Source organism: Rhizobium sp. SG570 (assembly GCF_012275345.1).
GTDB classification, from domain to species: domain Bacteria; phylum Pseudomonadota; class Alphaproteobacteria; order Rhizobiales; family Rhizobiaceae; genus Rhizobium; species Rhizobium lusitanum.
Genome location: NZ_JAAZQI010000012.1, coordinates 159,164 through 176,263 on the forward strand (window position 1 = coordinate 159,164; position 17,100 = coordinate 176,263).

Sequence of the window (17,100 nt, forward strand, 5' to 3'; positions counted from 1 at the left end):
AGCACCGCTTCGGCGGGCAAACAATGCAGATCACGTTGACACGGCACCCAGATTCGACGGGTGCTCGTCATTTCGTGGCGGGTGCGTCGTCACTTTCTTCGATCTTTACCGCCCATTCCGCGGCAAACAAATCACTCCAACGAGAAAGAACATTGTAGAAGACCTCTGCGTCGAGCCACTCCTCTGCGACTGTGCTTATCATTTCGCCGGGAGCGTCGGTGTTTGTGAAGGCGATGAGGCGAACTTTGTTTCCGATGTCGAATTGGAGAACATGGCTTCCATCATCGAAGGCCTCATCACCGTCTGGTGCCCAAACTACCGCGCTGTTGTACAAAACGTCTATAAACTTGGTCTTTGGCAGACCAAAATAGTCGGTCCGTTCCGTCTCGGTATAAATAGCTTCCAAATAAGCTTCGGCGATCAGTGTCGCCTCTATGGTCGACAGAAGCGGAATTTGATGTGTTCCACGTTGCAGCAAGCGGTCGTTGACGCTACCGAACGAGCAGCCCAACATCGAGGCGTCCGATTCCCGGACACCGTATAACTTTTCTCCGATGTGGATGACAAAGTAGCCCAACGCTCTTTGACTGAGGCTTGGAAATGCTTTTGTGATTGAACTTTCAATCGCAAAGAACTTGGTGTTGCCGACGATAATGGAGTTCATGTCTATCTCCGGTCATTCCCTCTGGCAGATCAAGCAATTTGGATTTCGCGGTGTCTCACCGTCAGACAAGCTTCGTATTGCTTGGCTGGATCGCCTCAATTCGATGGCAGAGCCAGCGGCACGAAAGCGTTGCCGCGCCATTCCAGCAGCCGATAGGGGTTCTCGGTCAATTCATGGTTCTTCCCGAAGGTAATCGGTCCGATCGCTGTCTGGAAAGTCGTGGCAACGAGCTTGTCAGCGATGGGCTTGTTTTCCGACTTGGCGCTCTCAGCCGCCTGGCTGGCGATCTGTGCCGCGGCCGCGGCCGGCAGGATATAGCCATCCGGCTCGATGCCGCTCGCGCGCATGGCCTGCGCAGTCGGCTGTGCGGCCGGCAGAGTTGCGTATTCCGGCAATGCGATAGCCTGGACGCCGTTCAATAGAGGCACCGGCTGATCGGCGGCGCGCATGGCGTCGCCACCCATCAAGGTCAACGGAATGTTCTCGCTCTTGGCATCCCGGGCGATCACGGCCACGTCGCTGCGGTCGCCGCCGACGAAAACGCGCGTGGCGCCGGCCTTCTTCAGCCGGCGTACAAGAGCTATCTGCTGATCCTGGCCGGGCCGGTAGGTATCGGTGAAGACCGGCTTCAATCCCTTTTCCTCGAGCGCGTTGCGTATCGCACCGACCAGTTCGCGGCCGTGGATCGTGCCATCGTCGATCAACGCCATCGGCTCGGATGCCCAGTATTTCAGGATGGTATCGATAGCCATGGAGGCTTCGGCGCTATCAACCGGAGCAAGGCGAAACAACGGCCAGCCGTTCTTCAGCACATCTTCCATCAGGATGCGCGAGCGTACGGAAACGGTGATGACCGGAATGCCGGCATCCTTGAGGCGCGGCAGCGCGCCTTCCAGCGTCTCGGTGCAGAGGAAGCCGATCGCGACCTGCACCTTGGCGGCAATCAGCGCCTGGGCAGCGGCCTGGCCGCCATCCTCGGTGCAAGGGTCGTCGATGACGGTTGCCGCATCCTTCTGGGCCTGCATCTCGAAATTGGCGCCGGTCGTGATCTCGGCTCCGAGCGTTGCGAAGTTGCCGTCCTGTGGCGCCACGACACCGATACGGATTCCGGCGGCGTCGCTGCTGCCAGCCGCCGAAAGCAGCACAAGCAGAAGCGGAAGGCGACGCAGAACGTTCATCGATTGATTATCCCGGACAATTTTCCTGCTCTTTTATCCGTCTGAGGGGGATCGTCAAAAGAAAAAGCAGCAAAATCACTCTGTTTTCAATAATGCTATTGTAGAAAAGCTAACGCCTGCCCGCCATATTGAGCGAAAGACGGGATATGAGAAAGAATAAGGAGACGGTGGTGCTAGACAGGCAGCGTATGGACCCGGCGCTTTATCGCGATGCCATGAGCCGCTATGCGGGCCATGTGCAGCTGGTGACCACGGCCCTCGAAGGGGAGCGGCGCGGCGTGACGATCACGGCTGCCTGCTCGGTGTCTGACGATCCCGCGACGGTTCTGATCTGCCTCAACAACAGCAACGTCAAGAACGAGATCTTCTTCAAGAGCGGGATCTTCGCGCTGAATACGCTGGGCGCGCATCACCAGTCGCTCGCCGACGCCTTCTCCGGCAAGACACCGCTGACCACCGACGAGCGTTTTGCCTCCGGTACATTCGAGACGCTTGCGACCGGGGCGCCTGTGCTCGCCGACGCGCTCGCGGCGTTCGATTGCCGTGTGATCGAGATCAAGCAGGCTTCGACGCACAACATCATCTTCGGCGAGGTCATGGCCGTACGCTACAGCGAGGCAAAGCCGGCACTGCTGTATATGAACCGGGGCTATCACACGCTATAACCCCTCCAAGGGAGTTATCATGGCGGATCAAAAATCATCACCTTCGCTGCCGAGCTCGATCGAAGAGACGATGGCCTTGCTTGCGGCCCATGACTATCTGGCAGGGCGCGCGCTCGGCACTGTCCTGTTTCTGGCGCTGAAGATGAAGCGTCCGCTCTTTCTGGAGGGCGAGGCCGGCGTAGGCAAGACCGAGATTGCCAAGGTATTGTCGAAGGCGCTCGACCGGCCGCTGATCCGCCTGCAGTGCTACGAAGGCCTGGATGTCTCGTCGGCCGTCTATGAATGGAACTATCCGGCCCAGATGCTGGAGATCCGCCTTGCGGAAGCATCGGGATTGACCGATCGCGGTCGCATCGAGGCCGATATCTTCTCCGAGCGCTATCTCATCCGCCGTCCTGTCCTGCAGGCGCTGTCGGGTGTCGGCGGGCGTGCGCCGGTATTTCTGATCGACGAACTCGATCGTACCGACGAGGCATTCGAAGCATTCCTTCTGGAAGTGCTGTCCGACTTCCAGGTGACGGTGCCGGAGCTCGGCACTATCCGCGCGACCGAGCCACCTATCGTCATCATCACCACCAACCGCACGCGCGAAGTGCACGATGCATTGAAACGGCGCTGTCTCTATCATTGGGTCGACTATCCGCAGGCGGAGCAGGAGCTGGAAATCATCCGCCGCAAGGTGCCGGGCTGCAACGAAGCGCTGTCGCGTCAGATCGTTGCCTATGTACAGAAGCTGCGGACTCTCGATCTCTACAAGAACCCCGGCGTTGCCGAGACCATCGATTGGGCAAGCGCGCTGACGGAACTCGATCGACTGGCGCTCGACCCGGAGACGATCTCCGACACGCTGGGCACGCTGCTGAAATACCAGGACGACATAGCACGTATTCAAGGTAGCGAGGGCAAGCGCGTGCTGGACGAAGTAAAGTCCGAACTGCTCGCGGCGGGATGAACCATGGAACCGGGCGCGCAGGATGGCATCACCGTTGCGCCGTCACCGCCCGGTGACGGGCGTCTTGCCGATAATATCGTCTTTTTCGGGCGCGCGCTCCGCAAGGCCGGGCTGAAGATCGGGCCCGGGGCAATTGCGGATGCCATCGAGGCGGTGGAAGCGATCGGCATAGGTTCGCGCGAGGAATTCTACGCCGCTCTGTGTTCGGTCTTCGTCAAGCGGCATGAGGACCTGGCGGTTTTCGACGAGGCATTCCGGCTGTTCTGGCGCTCGCGCGATCTCGTTGCAAAGATGATCGCGATGATGTCGCCGATCGCGCCCGACAATCGTGAGAAGGAGAAGCCGAAGCCCGGCGAAGCCCGCGCGGGCGATGCCTTACTTGATAACCGCGACGACCGCCGTCCGCAACGCGAGACGCCCGACATCGAGATCGACGCCCGATTTACGACGTCGGGCAGCGAGATTCTGCGCGGGTTGGATTTTGCGCAGATGTCGGCCGCTGAAATTGCCGTCGCCAAGAAGGAGCTCGCAAAGCTGCGATTGCCGCTGGATCGGGTACGCACGCGCCGCTTTGCGCCGTCGCACAGACCAGTCAAGATCGATCCGCGCGCGACGATGCGGTCTGCCTTGCGCACCGGGGGAGAGCTGATTCTGCCGCGTTTTCGACAAGCCAAGCAAATACAGCCGCCGCTCGTCGTGCTGGCCGATATTTCCGGTTCGATGAGCCAATATACGCGCATCTTCCTGCATTTCCTGCATGTGCTGACCGAGCGGCGTCGGCGTGTGCACACGTTTCTCTTCGGCACGCGGCTGACCAATGTCACCAGAGCGATGCGTCACAAAGACCCGGATCAGGCGCTCGACGAATGCGCAGCGGCGGTGCGGGACTGGTCCGGAGGGACGCGCATCGGTGAGACGCTGAAGGACTTCAACCGGCTCTGGGCGCGCCGGGTGCTCGGGCAGGGCGCGATCGTGCTCTTGATCACCGACGGGCTGGAGCGGGAGGGCGTGGAACTGCTCGCTCAGGAGATGGACCGTCTGCATCGCTCCTGTCGGCGGCTGATCTGGCTCAATCCCCTGTTGCGGTTCGATGGCTTCCAAGCGCGCGCCCGCGGTGTAAAAGCCATGCTGCCGCATGTTGACGAATTCCGTCCGGTCCACAATCTATTATCTCTGGCCGATCTCGTATCGGCTCTCACCGCCGGCCGCGCGGATGCCTACGATCCGCGGCGGTTTCTCTGTAAGTAATGAGGCTCCGATGACAAATATATCCGAAAGTCTGGATCCGCTCGTGATCGCGGAGGAATGGGTGTCAGCAGGCCGCAGCGTTGCCATGGCGACCGTCGTCGATACCTGGGGTTCGGCGCCGCGCCCGGCGGGCAGTCACCTCGTGATCGACAGCGAGGGCAATTTCCACGGCTCCGTTTCGGGCGGCTGTGTGGAAGGTGCCGTGATCACCGAGGCGCTCGACGTTATCGAAAACGGCAAGCCCCGCATGCTGGAATTCGGCGTTGCCGACGAGACTGCCTGGCGCGTCGGCCTCTCCTGCGGTGGCCGAATCCGCGTCTATGTCGAGAGGCTTGCCTGATGGATCGTCAGATACTGGCGAAGCTGAATAAATTGCGGCGCGAGCGGCGGGCGGCGATTCTTGCCACCGACCTGTCGGGCGGGCCTGATAGGCTGATCGTCGAGGGCGACAAGCTCGAAGGCGCTCTGGCCGATGCCGTCGCGTCCACATTCCGTTCGGGCAAATCGGCACCGGTCGCGGTTGAAGGACAGAGTCTGTTCCTGAACGTTCACCTGCCGCCGCCGCGTATCGTCGTCATCGGGGCGGTGCATATCAGTCAGGTCCTGGCGCGAATGGCGGCACTTGCCGACTTCGATGTGACCATCATCGATCCACGCACGGCCTTTGCGACGCCGGAGCGTTTCGAGGGTATCGACCTGATTGCCGATTGGCCTGCGGATGCACTGAAGGAACGGCCGCTCGACAGCTATATGGCGCTGGTCGCCGTTACCCACGATCCGAAGATCGACGACGAGCCGATTGCGCAAGCGCTGAGGACGGGCTGTTTCTATGTCGGCGCGCTCGGCAGCCGCAAGACGCATGCCGGCCGCTTGGAGCGCTTGAAGCGGGAAGGATTGACCGAAGAGGATCTCGCCCGCATCCACGCCCCCATCGGTCTTCCCATCGGCGCGGCGAGCCCGGCGGAGATCGCGGTCGCCATTCTGGCCGAGATCATCGGCGCCCTTCGCGAGCGCGACGTGTCGTTGCCCAAGGGCCCGAAGCCATGATCTTCGGGGAATTTTCGACTGTGAACGCCGAGGGCGCGGTTCTGGCACATTCCCTTCGGTTATCCGATGGTAGTTTTGCCAAAGGGCACAAGCTTGATCACGGCGATGTCGAACGACTGATCGCCGCCGGGATCGATCACGTCATCGCGGCGCGGATCGAGCTCGGCGATCTTATGGAAGACGAGGCGGCCGAGCAGCTCGCACAAGCGGTTGCACCCGATCACCTGACCTTTTCCAAGGCGACGACCGGGCGTGTCAATATTCACAGCGCGGTCGACGGCCTGTTCGTGGCAAATCGCGCCGCCGTCGATCGGCTCAACTGCGTCGACCCGGCCATCACGCTTGCCTGTCTTGCCGATCATGTGCCGGTGCGATCAGGCGACATGGTGGCGACCTTCAAGATCATTCCGCTGGCGGTTTCGGGGCTGAAGGTGGCGGCCGGCGCCGACATTCTGCGGCGAATGCCGGTTTTCGAAGTCAAGCCGTTCCTGCCGCATGCCGTGTCGCTCGTCGCCACGGAGCTGCCGTCGCTGAAGACTGGTGTCATGGACAAGACGGCGCGCATCCTCTCTCAGCGGCTTCAGCTTGCAGGCAGCGTTTTGCAACGGGAGGAGCGCGTCGCCCACCGGGCGAAAGCGGTCGCCGATGCGATCGGTCAGGCGTTGGATGTACCGGACCAATTGCCGAAGCTGGTGATCGTTTTCGGCGCCTCCGCCGTTATCGATGCCGGCGATGTCATTCCGGAGGCGATCCGGCTTGCGGGCGGTGAGGTCATTCAGGTCGGCATGCCTGTCGATCCCGGCAACCTTTTGGTACTCGGCAAGGTGGGCGATGTCCATGTCGTCGGCGCACCAGGATGTGCCCGCAGCCCGAAGGAAAACGGTTTCGACTGGGTGCTGGATCGTATCTTAGCCGGCGAACAACCGACGCCGCAGGATATCAGCGGCATGGGCGTTGGAGGATTGCTCATGGAAATACAGTCGCGTCCGCGTCCGCGCGATATCGCCGCCAAGCCGGCGGCGCAGATATCGGTTGCCGTCGTGCTGCTGGCCGCCGGCCGGGCGAGCCGCATGGGCGAGGGCGGTTCGCACAAGCTGCTGGCCGAGTTCGACGGCGTCCCATTGGTCCGTCGATCGGCCTTGACGGCCATGGCAGGCGGAGCATCTGCGGTCATCGTCGTCACGGGCCACCGTCGCGACGACATCGAGCTGGCGTTGCGCGATCTTGCGGTTGAGCAGGTGTTCAATCCGGATTATGCATCCGGCATGGCAAGCTCGCTGGTTGCAGGCGTCGGCACGCAGGGTGCGCAGCGTGCGGACGGTGTCCTCGTCATGCTGGCCGATATGCCTGGCGTCACCAGCGACGACTTGAAAACCTTGATCGCCGCGTTTCGCGAGGCGAATGGCCAGGCGATCGTGCGCGCGGTATCGGGCGGCAAGCGCGGCAACCCCGTCATATTGCCGCGTGGGGTGCTAAACGCGGTCATGCGGCTCGAGGGCGATGTCGGCGCGCGGCATATCATCGAGACGTCCGGGCTTCCGGTTGTCGACGTCGATATCGGCGAGGCGGCGCATCTCGACGTCGATACGCCCGAGGCCGTCATCGCCGCCGGCGGCGTTTTAAAGGGATAGGGAATGGACAATAACGATATCGAAGAGATGTTTCAGTCGCTCGGGCCGGTAGCGATCAAGCGAATGTTCGGCGGCAAGGGGATCTACCATATGGGCCGGATCCTGGCGCTCGAAGTGGATGACGAGATACTTTTGAAGGCAGATGACGTCAGTGCTTCGGAGTTCGAGGCGGCCGGAGCGCGGCGTTGGGCTTATGAGGGCAAGAAGGGCAAGGCCGTCAATATGCCTTACTGGTCGGTTCCCGATGATGCTTTCGACGATCCCGACATCATGGCGCACTGGGTAAGGCTGGCCTATGAGGCTGCGTTGCGCGCCGATAAGTAGGCGTCAGCGAAAATCGTCTTCGCTCAGATGCGCAATCGTTGCTTTGGCGAAAGCGGATAGTTGTTGTGGCAACTCGTTGCGGCCGAACCAGCCGAAATCGGAGAGCTTGTCGGGCTCCATCAGGCGCGGCTCGCCGGAAAAATCCCTGCAAACATAGATCAGCGAAATCCAATGCTGCCGATCCGCTTCGACGATAACCTCTTCTGTGCAGAGGTATTCGGTCCGGCCGATGGAAAGGCCGCTTTCCTCTTCCGCCTCGCGGATGGCGGCCCTGGCTGCGGGCTCCATATGGTCGACCTTGCCGCCGACGATGCTCCAGAAGCCGGCCTCAGGCGCCTTGAGGCGCCTGTAGAGCAAAATCTTCCCGTCCCGCAATATTGCGAGACCGGTTCCTAATCCTGGGAAATCGATGCCGGGTTTGCCCATGCCTACATCCCGAAATGTGCCGTTAACTCCGGCGTAACGCTTCGGATGTGGACTTATCAGCCCTTGGCGTTCGCGACGATCAGCATGAAAGCGGGAATGTCGTCGCCGAAGCCAACCGGTGTCGGGCCGTCATCCTGGTCGCGATAACGGCTGCGGCGTTCGCGGTTGTCGTCGTTTGCAGCGGGGAAGGGCCGGTGATTGTTGCGAGAACCGTTGTTGGATTTGTTGTTGTTCTCAGACTTGCGCTCGTTTCTCACGCTCTCGGCCTTTGCTGGTGCTGCTTCGATCACTTCGACGCCATTATCCTCGACGTCGATATCAGATTTATGACTCGAGGCACTCCGGCCTCTGGGGCTGCGATCACGCTCGCGGCCTCTGCCTTTCGGCTCGCGGCGGCGAGGAGAACGATTGTCGTCCCCACCTTCCTCGGCCGGTGGCAGTGCCGACAGATCACCGTTCAGCCACTGGACATCTTCGCCGATCAGCTTTTCGATCGCGTCGATATGCTTGGTGTCGCGCTTCGTCACGAGAGTGAAAGCGGCGCCGGAACGACCGGCGCGACCGGTACGGCCGATGCGATGGACATAGTCTTCCGAATGGATCGGAACATCGAAATTGAAGACGTGGCCGACATCGGGAAGGTCCAGACCGCGTGCCGCGACGTCGGAGGCGACGAGAAGCTGGATCTGGCCGTCACGGAAATTCTGCAACATCGTCGTGCGCGAGCGCTGATCCATGTCACCATGCAATGCGCCGACCGAGAAGCCGTGGCGTTCAAGCGAACGGAAGAGGTCGGCCACATCTACCTTGCGATTGCAGAAGATGATGGCGTTCTTCAGGTCCGTCTGAGCGCGGATGAGATCGCGCAGCGTGGCGCGCTTCTCGTAGTCCTTGCCATGCGAGGCGACGAAGCGCTGCGTGACTGTCTTTGCCGTCGACGCGGGCGCCGAGACTTCGACACGTTCCGGATTCTGCAGGAAGCGGTCTGCCAGCTTCTGGATTTCCGCCGGCATCGTGGCCGAGAAGAACAGCGTCTGGCGCGTGAAGGGAATGAGCTTGGCGATGCGCTCGATATCGGGGATGAAACCCATGTCGAGCATACGGTCGGCTTCGTCGATGACGAAGATTTCGACGGCGCTCATCAGCAGCTTGCCGCGCTCGAAATGATCAAGCAGGCGGCCCGGCGTGCAAATGAGCACATCGGCGCCACGCTCCAGCTTGCGGTCCTGCTCTTCGAAGGACACGCCGCCGATCAGCAGGGCGATGTTGAGGCGATGGTTCTTGCCGTATTTCTCGAAATTCTCGGCAACCTGGGCGGCCAGCTCTCGCGTTGGCTCCAGAATCAGCGTGCGCGGCATGCGGGCACGAGCGCGCCCTTTCTCGAGCAGCGTCAGCATCGGCAGCACGAAGGAAGCCGTCTTACCGGTACCCGTCTGGGCGATACCACAAATATCGCGGCGCTGCAGCGCAAATGGAATGGCACCGGCCTGAATCGGAGTCGGTGTCGTGTAGCCCGCGTCAGTTACCGCGGAAAGGACTTTTTGGCTCAAGCCAAGGTCAGCAAATGTTGTCAAAGGGAAAACTAGTTCCGTCTCGGTTCGGTCGAACACCATGAATCGACACACAGGAGCATGCCGTAATGCAGCGCGACATAGAACCAAATACCCACGGAGTCAAGGAAAGCGGTCGCTTCTGCCGACCCGAAGTTCATTCGTAACGCAATTTTTGGATTAGTGCCATCTTTGTTGCTCGTTTGTCACAATCCTGGCAGTTAAATCGCGCCGAGACCGCTGATGTAACTTGCGAGTTTTGTACCGGCATTGATGAAATACATCGGGTCTATAGGACGCCCATTTTCCCGGACTTCGTAGTGCAGATGCGTGCCTGTGGAACGCCCGGTGCTGCCGGCGAGGCCGATCGGGTCACCGGTGCCGACCTTATCGCCGACTTTGACAAGCACTTCCTCCATATGGCCGTAGCGCGTCGAGATGCCGTCGCCGTGATCGATCTCCACCATATTGCCATAGCCGCCTGTCCAGCCCGCCGAAACGATCCTGCCAGGGGCCGTCGCCTTGATCTTTTCGCCGGGGCTGAAATGGAAATCGGTGCCGGGATGGAGAGCCAGCGTGCCGAAGAAGGGATCCTTGCGATTGCCGAAGGGGCTGGTGACGAGCTTGCCCGGCGCAGGATTTCGGAAGGGCAGGCTCTCGGCGGCACCTCGCGCCGTCTCCAGGCGCGTTAGCGCCGTATCGAGATCGGCCATCGACTGCTCGAACTGGTCGACATTTTCCGGCGCCACATAGGGGCCGCCAACGCCACCGTCGTCATCTTCGCTATCACTGACCACGACCTCGTTCGGGATCTTAACGCCGACATTAGACATGATCGTCTGAATCTCGTTCGCCGTCCCGGATGCGTCTGCGGTGAGATTTCGGATGCGCGTTAGCTGATCCTGTTCGATATGTTTCAGCGACAGCGTCACTTTCGAAAAGACGCGGTCGGCGCGATCGGCGACCGTTTCCGGGGCGGGGACGTAGGCGAGGGTGGAGTTGTCCGGGGTGACATCTGCGGGCCTGCCGTTGGTAAGAAGCTTTTCGATGGCCTTTGGCGCGGTCAGCTGCGCATGCTCGTTCTTTGCAGCCGCCGTGTTCGCATCGGCATGTGGGCTTTTGTCGGTGAGGCCCGAGCTTTCGGCCCTGTCGAGCAATGCATTGAGCTTGCCGCCGCGCGACGACAGTTGTTGCTGCTGCTCGATGAGCTTGTCGACTTTCTCTTCGACGACCTGCTGATCGAGAAGCTGGCGGGAGGTGACGCGATCGACCTGGGCGCGCAGTGCGGCGATGCGATCCTCATAATCATATTGCATACGCGCCTGGCGGGCCATCGTCGCGCCGATCAGATCGTCGCGCAGGACGAGGTAGGAGGTCGCCAGCAGGTAGCCGATCGAAAACAGGCCTGCGAGGCAGACGAACAGTGCCGCCATCCATGGACGCACGGTCATGTGGCGCACCGTCTCTCCACTTGCGAGGATGATGGTGTGACACCGCTGTTGTTTGCCGAAAACCCGGTTGTAAGGCTTTGCTGTCACCGAGAATCTCCCAATCGATGCTCTCAGGCACCCAATGGGAGTACACGGGATTATGGTTAATGAATACTTTCCGCGCGATTGTCAGAAAACGGAAAAGTTCTTTTATTTTAGTATTTTAGGCGTTACTTGTAGATGTGAGCGAGCGGTAGAAAGAGGGCGTCAATCCAGCCTCGGCGCGGGCGATATCGTTGAATGGCGCCTTGAGCGAGCCACGGAAGTTTGCGCGCACCAGCTCCTGGAACGCGCGGGCCGGATCGCGCTTTTCCCGCGCGCATAGAAAACGGAACCATTTGGCGCCGACGGCGACATGGCCTTTTTCGTCATTGTAGATGACGTCGAGCACGGCCGCGCTTTCCATGTCTCCGGTCTCGCGCATCTTTGCCTGCAGGGCGGGCGTCACGTCGAGTCCTCTGGCTTCCAGGATCAACGGCACGACGGCGAGGCGAGCGGTGAGGTCAGTGCGCGTTGCATGGGCCGCCTGCCACAAGCCGTCATGGGCGGACAGATCGCCATAATCCGCGCCCAGCTCGCGCAGCCGGGTCCGCACCATCCGGAAATGTTTCGCTTCCTCGAAGGCGACCTGCATCCAGCCGTCGAAGAAGGAATTGGGAACCGGCTCGGTCGCGAAGCGTGCGACGATGTCGAGCGCAAGATCGACCGCGTTCAGCTCGATATGGGCGATAGCATGCAGCAGCGCGATGCGGCCCTTCAGCGTATGCAGCGAGCGCTTCTCCATATGCTTCGGCGGAACCAGCTCCGGCCGTTCGGGCCGGCCGGGTCGATCTGCCAGCGGCGGATCGAGTGGCGAACGCAATGACAGGGTGCGCGCAAACCAGCGCGTTGCGGATTCCTGGGCGAGCCCGGTCTTGCGATCGAGATCGGCCGAACGAATGGCGGCAATCGCGCCACCGCGTAGCGATGTGATCGTGTCGGGGTCGCCTGACATGCCGTCAAAGCTCCTTCGCCGCGGCCAAAACCTCTTCGGCGTGCCCGGCTACCTTTACCTTATCCCATATCCTTGCGATGCGGCCGTCGGCGCCAATCAGAAAGGTCGAGCGCACGACACCCATATAGGTTCGGCCATACATGCTCTTTTCCCTCCAAACGCCATAGGCCATCGCCATCGTCTTTTCCCCGTCGGAGGCGAGCGGCACGGAAAGCGCGTGTTTCCTGACGAATTTGTCATGGCTCTTCACAGTATCGGGCGATATGCCGAGGATCGCGACGCCGGCCTTGTCGAAATCGGCTTTAAGCGCGGTGAAGGAAATCGATTCGGTCGTGCAGGCTGTCGTGTCGTCCTTAGGATAGAAGAACAATACCAGCGGTTTTCCGCCGAAATCGGCTAGACGCACATGGCCGCCGCCATCGCGTGGCAAATCGAAATCGGGTGCCTCGTCGCCCACATTCAAAACAATCGGAAAAACTTCCGTCATGGGAAAAACTTTCTTTTGCCTGGTTTTTAGACGATACTAAGGTTGAGCCATACATGCTGCTCAGGTATGCCGTCCACATGGGACGCAGCGTCACCAAAAAAATTGCTGAGAATGAAAGGGACGCGCAGGAGTGATCCGAGGCGAAAAGGTAACATTCCGTAAAAAGGATCTCGTTTCACTCGATCATCTGCCTTCCGCCCAGGTCGATGATCCCATGATCGTGCATGTCCCTCCGGAACGCACCAGCCGCAACCGTTCGCATGTCTGGCATGTCTGCCGCATGACGCTGGTTTTCTTCACCTTTCTTGCAATCATCCTCGGCGCCGTCATCGCAACGATCGAAAGCGGCGTTTTCGATGTGCCGCTGTCTCAGAAGGCGCAGACGGCCCTCGATAAGGCGATCGGTCCGCGCTACAAGGCGGAGGTCGGCAAGACCGTGATCCGCTTCACATCGGATCTGCGGCTGGCTCTCGAAGCGCGTGACGTTAACGTGATCGATCAGGACAGCGGCAAACATCTGTCGACCATGTCGGCGGTCAATATGGAACTCGATCCGTTCGCCCTTATCGAAGGCCGGGTGGAAGTGGCGAGCGTTGCGGCGGAAGGCATAGCGCTCGATACTTCGCTCCTGCCTCAAGGAGATCCCGTCGACCTGACCGCGTGGCGCGTGGATGCGCTGCCCCAGGCATTGACCTCGGCTTTCGACGATATCGATTTTCTGCAGCGCTTCGTGCAGCGCGGCGGCACGAATTCGGTGCGTATTTCCGGATTTTCGGTCAAGCTGCCACGCCAGGAAGGCGATCCCATCTCTCTTGTGGTCGATAATCTCACCTTCGAGCGGACCGAACAGAATTCGCTGCATCTTTATGGGCAGGTCGCCGTCAACGGGTCGGTGGCGATATTGGATGTGATGGCAGAGCAGCAGGAGTCCGGCCACAGCTCTTCACTGATCGCGAAAATCTCCAATCTCGATCTCAAGCCATTGACGATGGCCTATGATGCGACCGGCACGCCGCGTCAGGGTCTCATGAGTTTCGCCGATGTGACGCTATCTGCCGTCAAAGGGGGCTCAGGCACCGATCCGAAGCTCGATGCCTCCGTCAATATCCAGCCCGGCGTGCTCTATATGGATCGCGACGCGCAGGATTTGACGCAGGCCAATATCAACCTCTCCTATAATTTCGATCACCAGACACTCGAGATCGCACCGTCGACGGTGCAATTCGTCAGCACTGTCGCGCCATTCTCCGGCGCCCTGATCGATCTCGACCGGGTTGACCCCAACGCAGGCAGAGGCTTCGGCATCGATTTCCTGATCAAGAACGGTACGGCAGCCTCATCGATATCCGGAGAAAAGCCGGTCAGCTTCGACGGCCAGGCGACAGGGCACTTTCTGTCCGCGACCAAGGAATTCCAGTTCGAGAATATCGGCATATCGACACCGCAAGGCGCTCTGTTCGGTTCGTTGCACATGAAGCTCGGCGACAGCTCGCCGGAAATCAGCTTCGGCGGCCGCGCGGACAAACTCGACACCAGCGTGGTGAAACAACTGTGGCCCTTCTGGATGGCTTCGAAGCCGAGAGTATGGGTCGAGAACAATCTCTTTGGCGGCTCGGTGACGAATGCGGTGATATCTGTGTTCATTCCAGCCGGGAGGCTGCGGGAGGCTGCGCAGACCGGCAAGCTGCAACTCGGCCAGAACGAGTTGCACATTGCTTTCGACATCGACGGCGCGCGCCTCAACGTGCCTGGCCAAATACCGCCGCTCCGGGATACGAAAGCACATTTCGATCTGACCGGCCCGACGATGGACGTCAGTATCGAGACTGCTACCTCCTATTTCCCGACAGGCCGCAAGATCACCTTGAACGATAGCAGCTTCTCGATACCGGCAACCTACGACAAGCCGCTGATGGCGGAGCTTGCTCTGACAATATCCGGCACAGGCGACGCCGTGGGTGAATTGCTGACCTACAAACCGCTTGAGGTATTGCAACGGACGGAATTCAAACCGGAGGACTTCAACGGCAAGATCGTCGCCAAGGTCAATGCCCGGATCGGCCTGATCAACGACCAGAAGCCGCCGCCGCCGGATTGGCAGGCGAAACTGGAGCTCAACAATGTCGATTTGTTGAAGCCGATGAACAATCGCAAGATCGACAACCTGACCGGCGAGATCGCGGCCGATCCACAATCGGTGCACCTGCAGGCTCAGGCGCAGATCGACGGCATTCCCGCACAGATCGATATGATCGAGCCGACCGACAGCAAATCGACCGCCAAGCGCAGCCGCGTCATTACGGCGACGCTTAGCGATGCTCAACGCAATGCCGTCCTGCCGGGTCTTCGCGATATCATCGATGGGCCTGTCAAAGTGGAGCTGACGCGCATCGATGACGATCGCCAGGGCGTCAAGGTGGATCTCAGCAAGGCAGCGCTGACGGTTCCGTGGGTAGGATGGTCGAAGGGCAGCGGCATTCCCGCAACCGCGCAACTCGAAGCGTCCGGACCGGACAGCCAGACGACACTCAAGAATTTTACGCTCAAGGGCGACGGTTTCGGCGTCAGCGGCGATCTTGTGATCAGCAAGGGGAGCTTGTCGTCAGCGAATTTCGACAGCGTGAAGCTCTCGGCCCTCGATGATTTCGCGCTGTCGCTCAAGCGCGGCAAGGGTGGAGGCTATGACGTATCGATATCGGGCAATTCGGCCGATATACGCCCGATCCTGGCGCGGCTGAAGACATCGTCATCTGGCGGCGGGAAGAGCGGCGGCGACGACTCGGCAAGCGCGACGATACATGTCAATCTCGACAAGGTTATTGGATTCAACGACGAATCGATCGGCAATCTCAAAGGTACCTATTCCATTGCAGGCGGCAAAACGACGGCGGTGGACTTTTCTGGCGTCACCCTCAGCGGAGAAGCTGTCGTCAGCCAGATGAGCAAGGGCAGCGGCAGCGGCACCATCCGCATCACCAGCGGCGACGCCGGCTCTGTTGCTCGTTTTGCCGATCTCTACAAGCACCTGAAGGGCGGCCTGCTCAATCTGTCGCTGCGCTCCGTCGGGCAGGACGACTGGGACGGATCGCTGGATCTGCGCAACTTCGCCATCGTCGACGAGAAGAAGCTTTCGACCATCGTTTCGACCCCGAGCGGCAAAAACGGCAAAAGCCTGAATGCAGCCGTGAAGGAGAATATCGATACGCGCTCGCAAAGCTTCGAAAGAGGCTTTGCGCGGCTGGTGATGCGAAATGGGTCGCTGTCGGTCGAGAACGGCGTCGTGCGGGGCGTGCAGGTCGGGGCGACATTCCAGGGAACGGTCAAGGATGCCAACGGCAAGATGGATCTGACCGGCACGTTCATGCCCGCCTACGGCCTGAACCGGCTGTTCGCCGAGGTTCCGATCGTCGGCTTCATCCTGGGCAACGGCAGCGACCGCGGCCTGATCGGCATCACCTTCAGGGTGACGGGTACGCTGGAGAAATCGAGTATTCAGATCAATCCGCTGTCGATCATCGCACCGGGGGTATTTAGGCAGATCTTTGAGTTTTGATGAGACATACGACGTGACGGTTTGCGGCTCTCTCCGGCCGGGCGGCTCATTTAACAGCTCGTTCTTCTTCCTCCAATCGCTGCCGTATGCGTTCTGGTCCACCTTTCATACGTCGGGCAAATGGTCGATCGGGATCCACGACGCGCCAAAACGGAGCGGTGCCGTTTTCGCTGATCTGAGCCAAGTGTCGCTGGACGGTGATAGGACAGCAGGCATCTGCTCCATATTGACTGGCGAGCGCCTTTCTTACTTCGCCTACGGCAGATAATTGTCCTGGGGGCGCTGCCCATAACGCGCGAGCAACCATCTCCTCGCTTGGAATCAACATATTCTGCGTAAGGCTTCGGCCTTTGGGCCTTGTTTTGATCACCGGAATCTCATCCATAATCCACCTCCGGAGTTTCATGTCCTGACAGAGGACGAACCGGTAGTCCGCGATCCGACAGCAGCCGTTGCGGCTCGCCAGCTTGGATCGGCAATCTCCGGCCTTATCCTGGTCGATCCGACCTTCATAAGTCCAGAGTGGCAGCGCGAGGTTTTTGAAAGCGATATCGCTGAGGAACATCGGCGATCCATGGCGTTGGGCAGGGCTGATCTGCTTGCCCAGGCGCGCTTCGACACCCATCCCCGTCGGCGGAGATTTTGGAATGCCTGGCCGATGCAAGACTTCAGACCAGTATGTCCGCGTTCGAAGTGCTCACGCCGCCAAATCCTGACTATCGCGAGCTCATTCAGAGCATGCACGCCCCGATCCTTCTCGTGATTGGAGACAAAGCGGGCGTTTCGCTGGATACGGCTCGTGAGCTGCGGGAGCTCAACCCCTTGCTTCGATATGAATTGATCCCCGATGCCGGTCACGGCGTTCCATATGATCAGCCCGAGCGATTAGGA

General features: G+C 60.1%; 16 protein-coding genes. 8 read left to right on the forward strand and 8 right to left on the reverse strand.

What is annotated here, in order from left to right; all coding sequences use genetic code 11:
• Positions 1-67: 67 nt before the first annotated feature.
• Both FHT28_RS23330 and FHT28_RS23335 read right to left on the reverse strand, forming a co-directional pair.
• Positions 68-664 carry an Imm42 family immunity protein gene (locus FHT28_RS23330; RefSeq protein WP_168597480.1) on the reverse strand — a complete coding sequence of 199 codons (597 nt, stop codon included), beginning with the start codon at positions 662-664 and terminating at the stop codon, positions 68-70.
• Positions 665-759: 95 nt separating this feature from the next.
• On the reverse strand, positions 760-1,842 hold the full coding sequence (locus FHT28_RS23335) for an ABC transporter substrate-binding protein (RefSeq protein WP_168597481.1): 1,083 nt from the start codon (positions 1,840-1,842) through the stop codon (positions 760-762).
• Between the two features lie 146 nt (positions 1,843-1,988).
• Between FHT28_RS23335 and FHT28_RS23340 the strand changes: the two genes are divergently transcribed.
• Genes FHT28_RS23340 through FHT28_RS23370 form a run of 7 tightly spaced genes read left to right on the forward strand, consistent with a single transcriptional unit; the run spans position 1,989 to position 7,709 of the window.
• On the forward strand, positions 1,989-2,507 hold the full coding sequence (locus FHT28_RS23340; RefSeq protein ID WP_173410859.1) for a flavin reductase: 519 nt from the start codon (positions 1,989-1,991) through the stop codon (positions 2,505-2,507).
• 19 nt (positions 2,508-2,526) lie between these two features.
• The gene (locus FHT28_RS23345) at positions 2,527-3,459 is read left to right on the forward strand and encodes a MoxR family ATPase (protein ID WP_168597482.1); all 933 of its coding nucleotides are present in this window, start codon (positions 2,527-2,529) and stop codon (positions 3,457-3,459) included.
• Between the two features lie 3 nt (positions 3,460-3,462).
• Positions 3,463-4,707: a VWA domain-containing protein gene (locus FHT28_RS23350; protein WP_168597483.1), complete on the forward strand. Its 1,245-nt coding sequence runs from the start codon at positions 3,463-3,465 to the stop codon at positions 4,705-4,707.
• Between the two features lie 10 nt (positions 4,708-4,717).
• Complete coding sequence (locus FHT28_RS23355; protein WP_047556624.1) at positions 4,718-5,047, forward strand: XdhC family protein; 330 nt, start codon at positions 4,718-4,720, stop codon at positions 5,045-5,047.
• A complete protein-coding gene (locus FHT28_RS23360; RefSeq protein ID WP_168597484.1) occupies positions 5,047-5,754 on the forward strand; it encodes an XdhC family protein in 708 nt (235 codons plus the stop codon). The genes FHT28_RS23355 and FHT28_RS23360 overlap by 1 nt, the downstream gene beginning before the upstream one ends.
• Positions 5,751-7,385 carry a molybdopterin-binding/glycosyltransferase family 2 protein gene (locus tag FHT28_RS23365; protein WP_168597485.1) on the forward strand — a complete coding sequence of 545 codons (1,635 nt, stop codon included), beginning with the start codon at positions 5,751-5,753 and terminating at the stop codon, positions 7,383-7,385. The genes FHT28_RS23360 and FHT28_RS23365 overlap by 4 nt, the downstream gene beginning before the upstream one ends.
• A 3-nt stretch (positions 7,386-7,388) precedes the next feature.
• On the forward strand, positions 7,389-7,709 hold the full coding sequence (locus FHT28_RS23370) for a TfoX/Sxy family protein (protein WP_037202336.1): 321 nt from the start codon (positions 7,389-7,391) through the stop codon (positions 7,707-7,709).
• A 3-nt stretch (positions 7,710-7,712) separates the two neighbouring features.
• Here the strand turns inward: FHT28_RS23370 and FHT28_RS23375 are convergent, their stop codons facing one another.
• From FHT28_RS23375 to FHT28_RS23395, 5 genes are all read right to left on the reverse strand, one after another.
• Positions 7,713-8,135 carry an NUDIX domain-containing protein gene (locus FHT28_RS23375; RefSeq protein ID WP_168597486.1) on the reverse strand — a complete coding sequence of 141 codons (423 nt, stop codon included), beginning with the start codon at positions 8,133-8,135 and terminating at the stop codon, positions 7,713-7,715.
• Positions 8,136-8,191: 56 nt separating this feature from the next.
• Positions 8,192-9,709 carry a DEAD/DEAH box helicase gene (locus FHT28_RS23380; protein ID WP_037202333.1) on the reverse strand — a complete coding sequence of 506 codons (1,518 nt, stop codon included), beginning with the start codon at positions 9,707-9,709 and terminating at the stop codon, positions 8,192-8,194.
• Positions 9,710-9,906: 197 nt separating this feature from the next.
• Entirely contained in the window at positions 9,907-11,223 is a 1,317-nt protein-coding gene (locus FHT28_RS23385; protein WP_168597487.1) for a peptidoglycan DD-metalloendopeptidase family protein, read from the reverse strand.
• 115 nt (positions 11,224-11,338) lie between these two features.
• Positions 11,339-12,169: a ferritin-like domain-containing protein gene (locus FHT28_RS23390; protein ID WP_047638221.1), complete on the reverse strand. Its 831-nt coding sequence runs from the start codon at positions 12,167-12,169 to the stop codon at positions 11,339-11,341.
• Positions 12,170-12,173: 4 nt separating this feature from the next.
• A complete protein-coding gene (locus FHT28_RS23395; RefSeq protein ID WP_037202328.1) occupies positions 12,174-12,656 on the reverse strand; it encodes a peroxiredoxin in 483 nt (160 codons plus the stop codon).
• 130 nt (positions 12,657-12,786) lie between these two features.
• On the opposite strand from FHT28_RS23395, the gene FHT28_RS23400 reads away from it, so the two are divergent.
• A complete protein-coding gene (locus FHT28_RS23400; RefSeq protein ID WP_168597488.1) occupies positions 12,787-16,209 on the forward strand; it encodes a DUF3971 domain-containing protein in 3,423 nt (1,140 codons plus the stop codon).
• A gap of 46 nt (positions 16,210-16,255) precedes the next feature.
• Here the strand turns inward: FHT28_RS23400 and FHT28_RS36890 are convergent, their stop codons facing one another.
• Entirely contained in the window at positions 16,256-16,834 is a 579-nt protein-coding gene (locus FHT28_RS36890; protein WP_348645011.1) for a hypothetical protein, read from the reverse strand.
• Between the last annotated feature and the right edge of the window lie 266 nt (positions 16,835-17,100).

Bases quoted from the DNA above. Each gene is read 5' to 3' on its own strand.
- FHT28_RS23370 (WP_037202336.1), top strand. From the start codon at position 7,389: ATGGACAATAACGATATCGAAGAGATGTTTCAGTCGCTCGGGCCGGTA.
- FHT28_RS23340 (WP_173410859.1), top strand. From the start codon at position 1,989: ATGAGAAAGAATAAGGAGACGGTGGTGCTAGACAGGCAGCGTATGGAC.
- FHT28_RS23390 (WP_047638221.1), bottom strand. From the start codon at position 12,169: ATGTCAGGCGACCCCGACACGATCACATCGCTACGCGGTGGCGCGATT.
- FHT28_RS23350 (WP_168597483.1), top strand. From the start codon at position 3,463: ATGGAACCGGGCGCGCAGGATGGCATCACCGTTGCGCCGTCACCGCCC.
- FHT28_RS23395 (WP_037202328.1), bottom strand. From the start codon at position 12,656: ATGACGGAAGTTTTTCCGATTGTTTTGAATGTGGGCGACGAGGCACCC.
- FHT28_RS23345 (WP_168597482.1), top strand. From the start codon at position 2,527: ATGGCGGATCAAAAATCATCACCTTCGCTGCCGAGCTCGATCGAAGAG.
- FHT28_RS23365 (WP_168597485.1), top strand. From the start codon at position 5,751: ATGATCTTCGGGGAATTTTCGACTGTGAACGCCGAGGGCGCGGTTCTG.
- FHT28_RS23360 (WP_168597484.1), top strand. From the start codon at position 5,047: ATGGATCGTCAGATACTGGCGAAGCTGAATAAATTGCGGCGCGAGCGG.
- FHT28_RS36890 (WP_348645011.1), bottom strand. From the start codon at position 16,834: ATGGGTGTCGAAGCGCGCCTGGGCAAGCAGATCAGCCCTGCCCAACGC.
- FHT28_RS23355 (WP_047556624.1), top strand. From the start codon at position 4,718: ATGACAAATATATCCGAAAGTCTGGATCCGCTCGTGATCGCGGAGGAA.
- FHT28_RS23375 (WP_168597486.1), bottom strand. From the start codon at position 8,135: ATGGGCAAACCCGGCATCGATTTCCCAGGATTAGGAACCGGTCTCGCA.
- FHT28_RS23330 (WP_168597480.1), bottom strand. From the start codon at position 664: ATGAACTCCATTATCGTCGGCAACACCAAGTTCTTTGCGATTGAAAGT.
- FHT28_RS23335 (WP_168597481.1), bottom strand. From the start codon at position 1,842: ATGAACGTTCTGCGTCGCCTTCCGCTTCTGCTTGTGCTGCTTTCGGCG.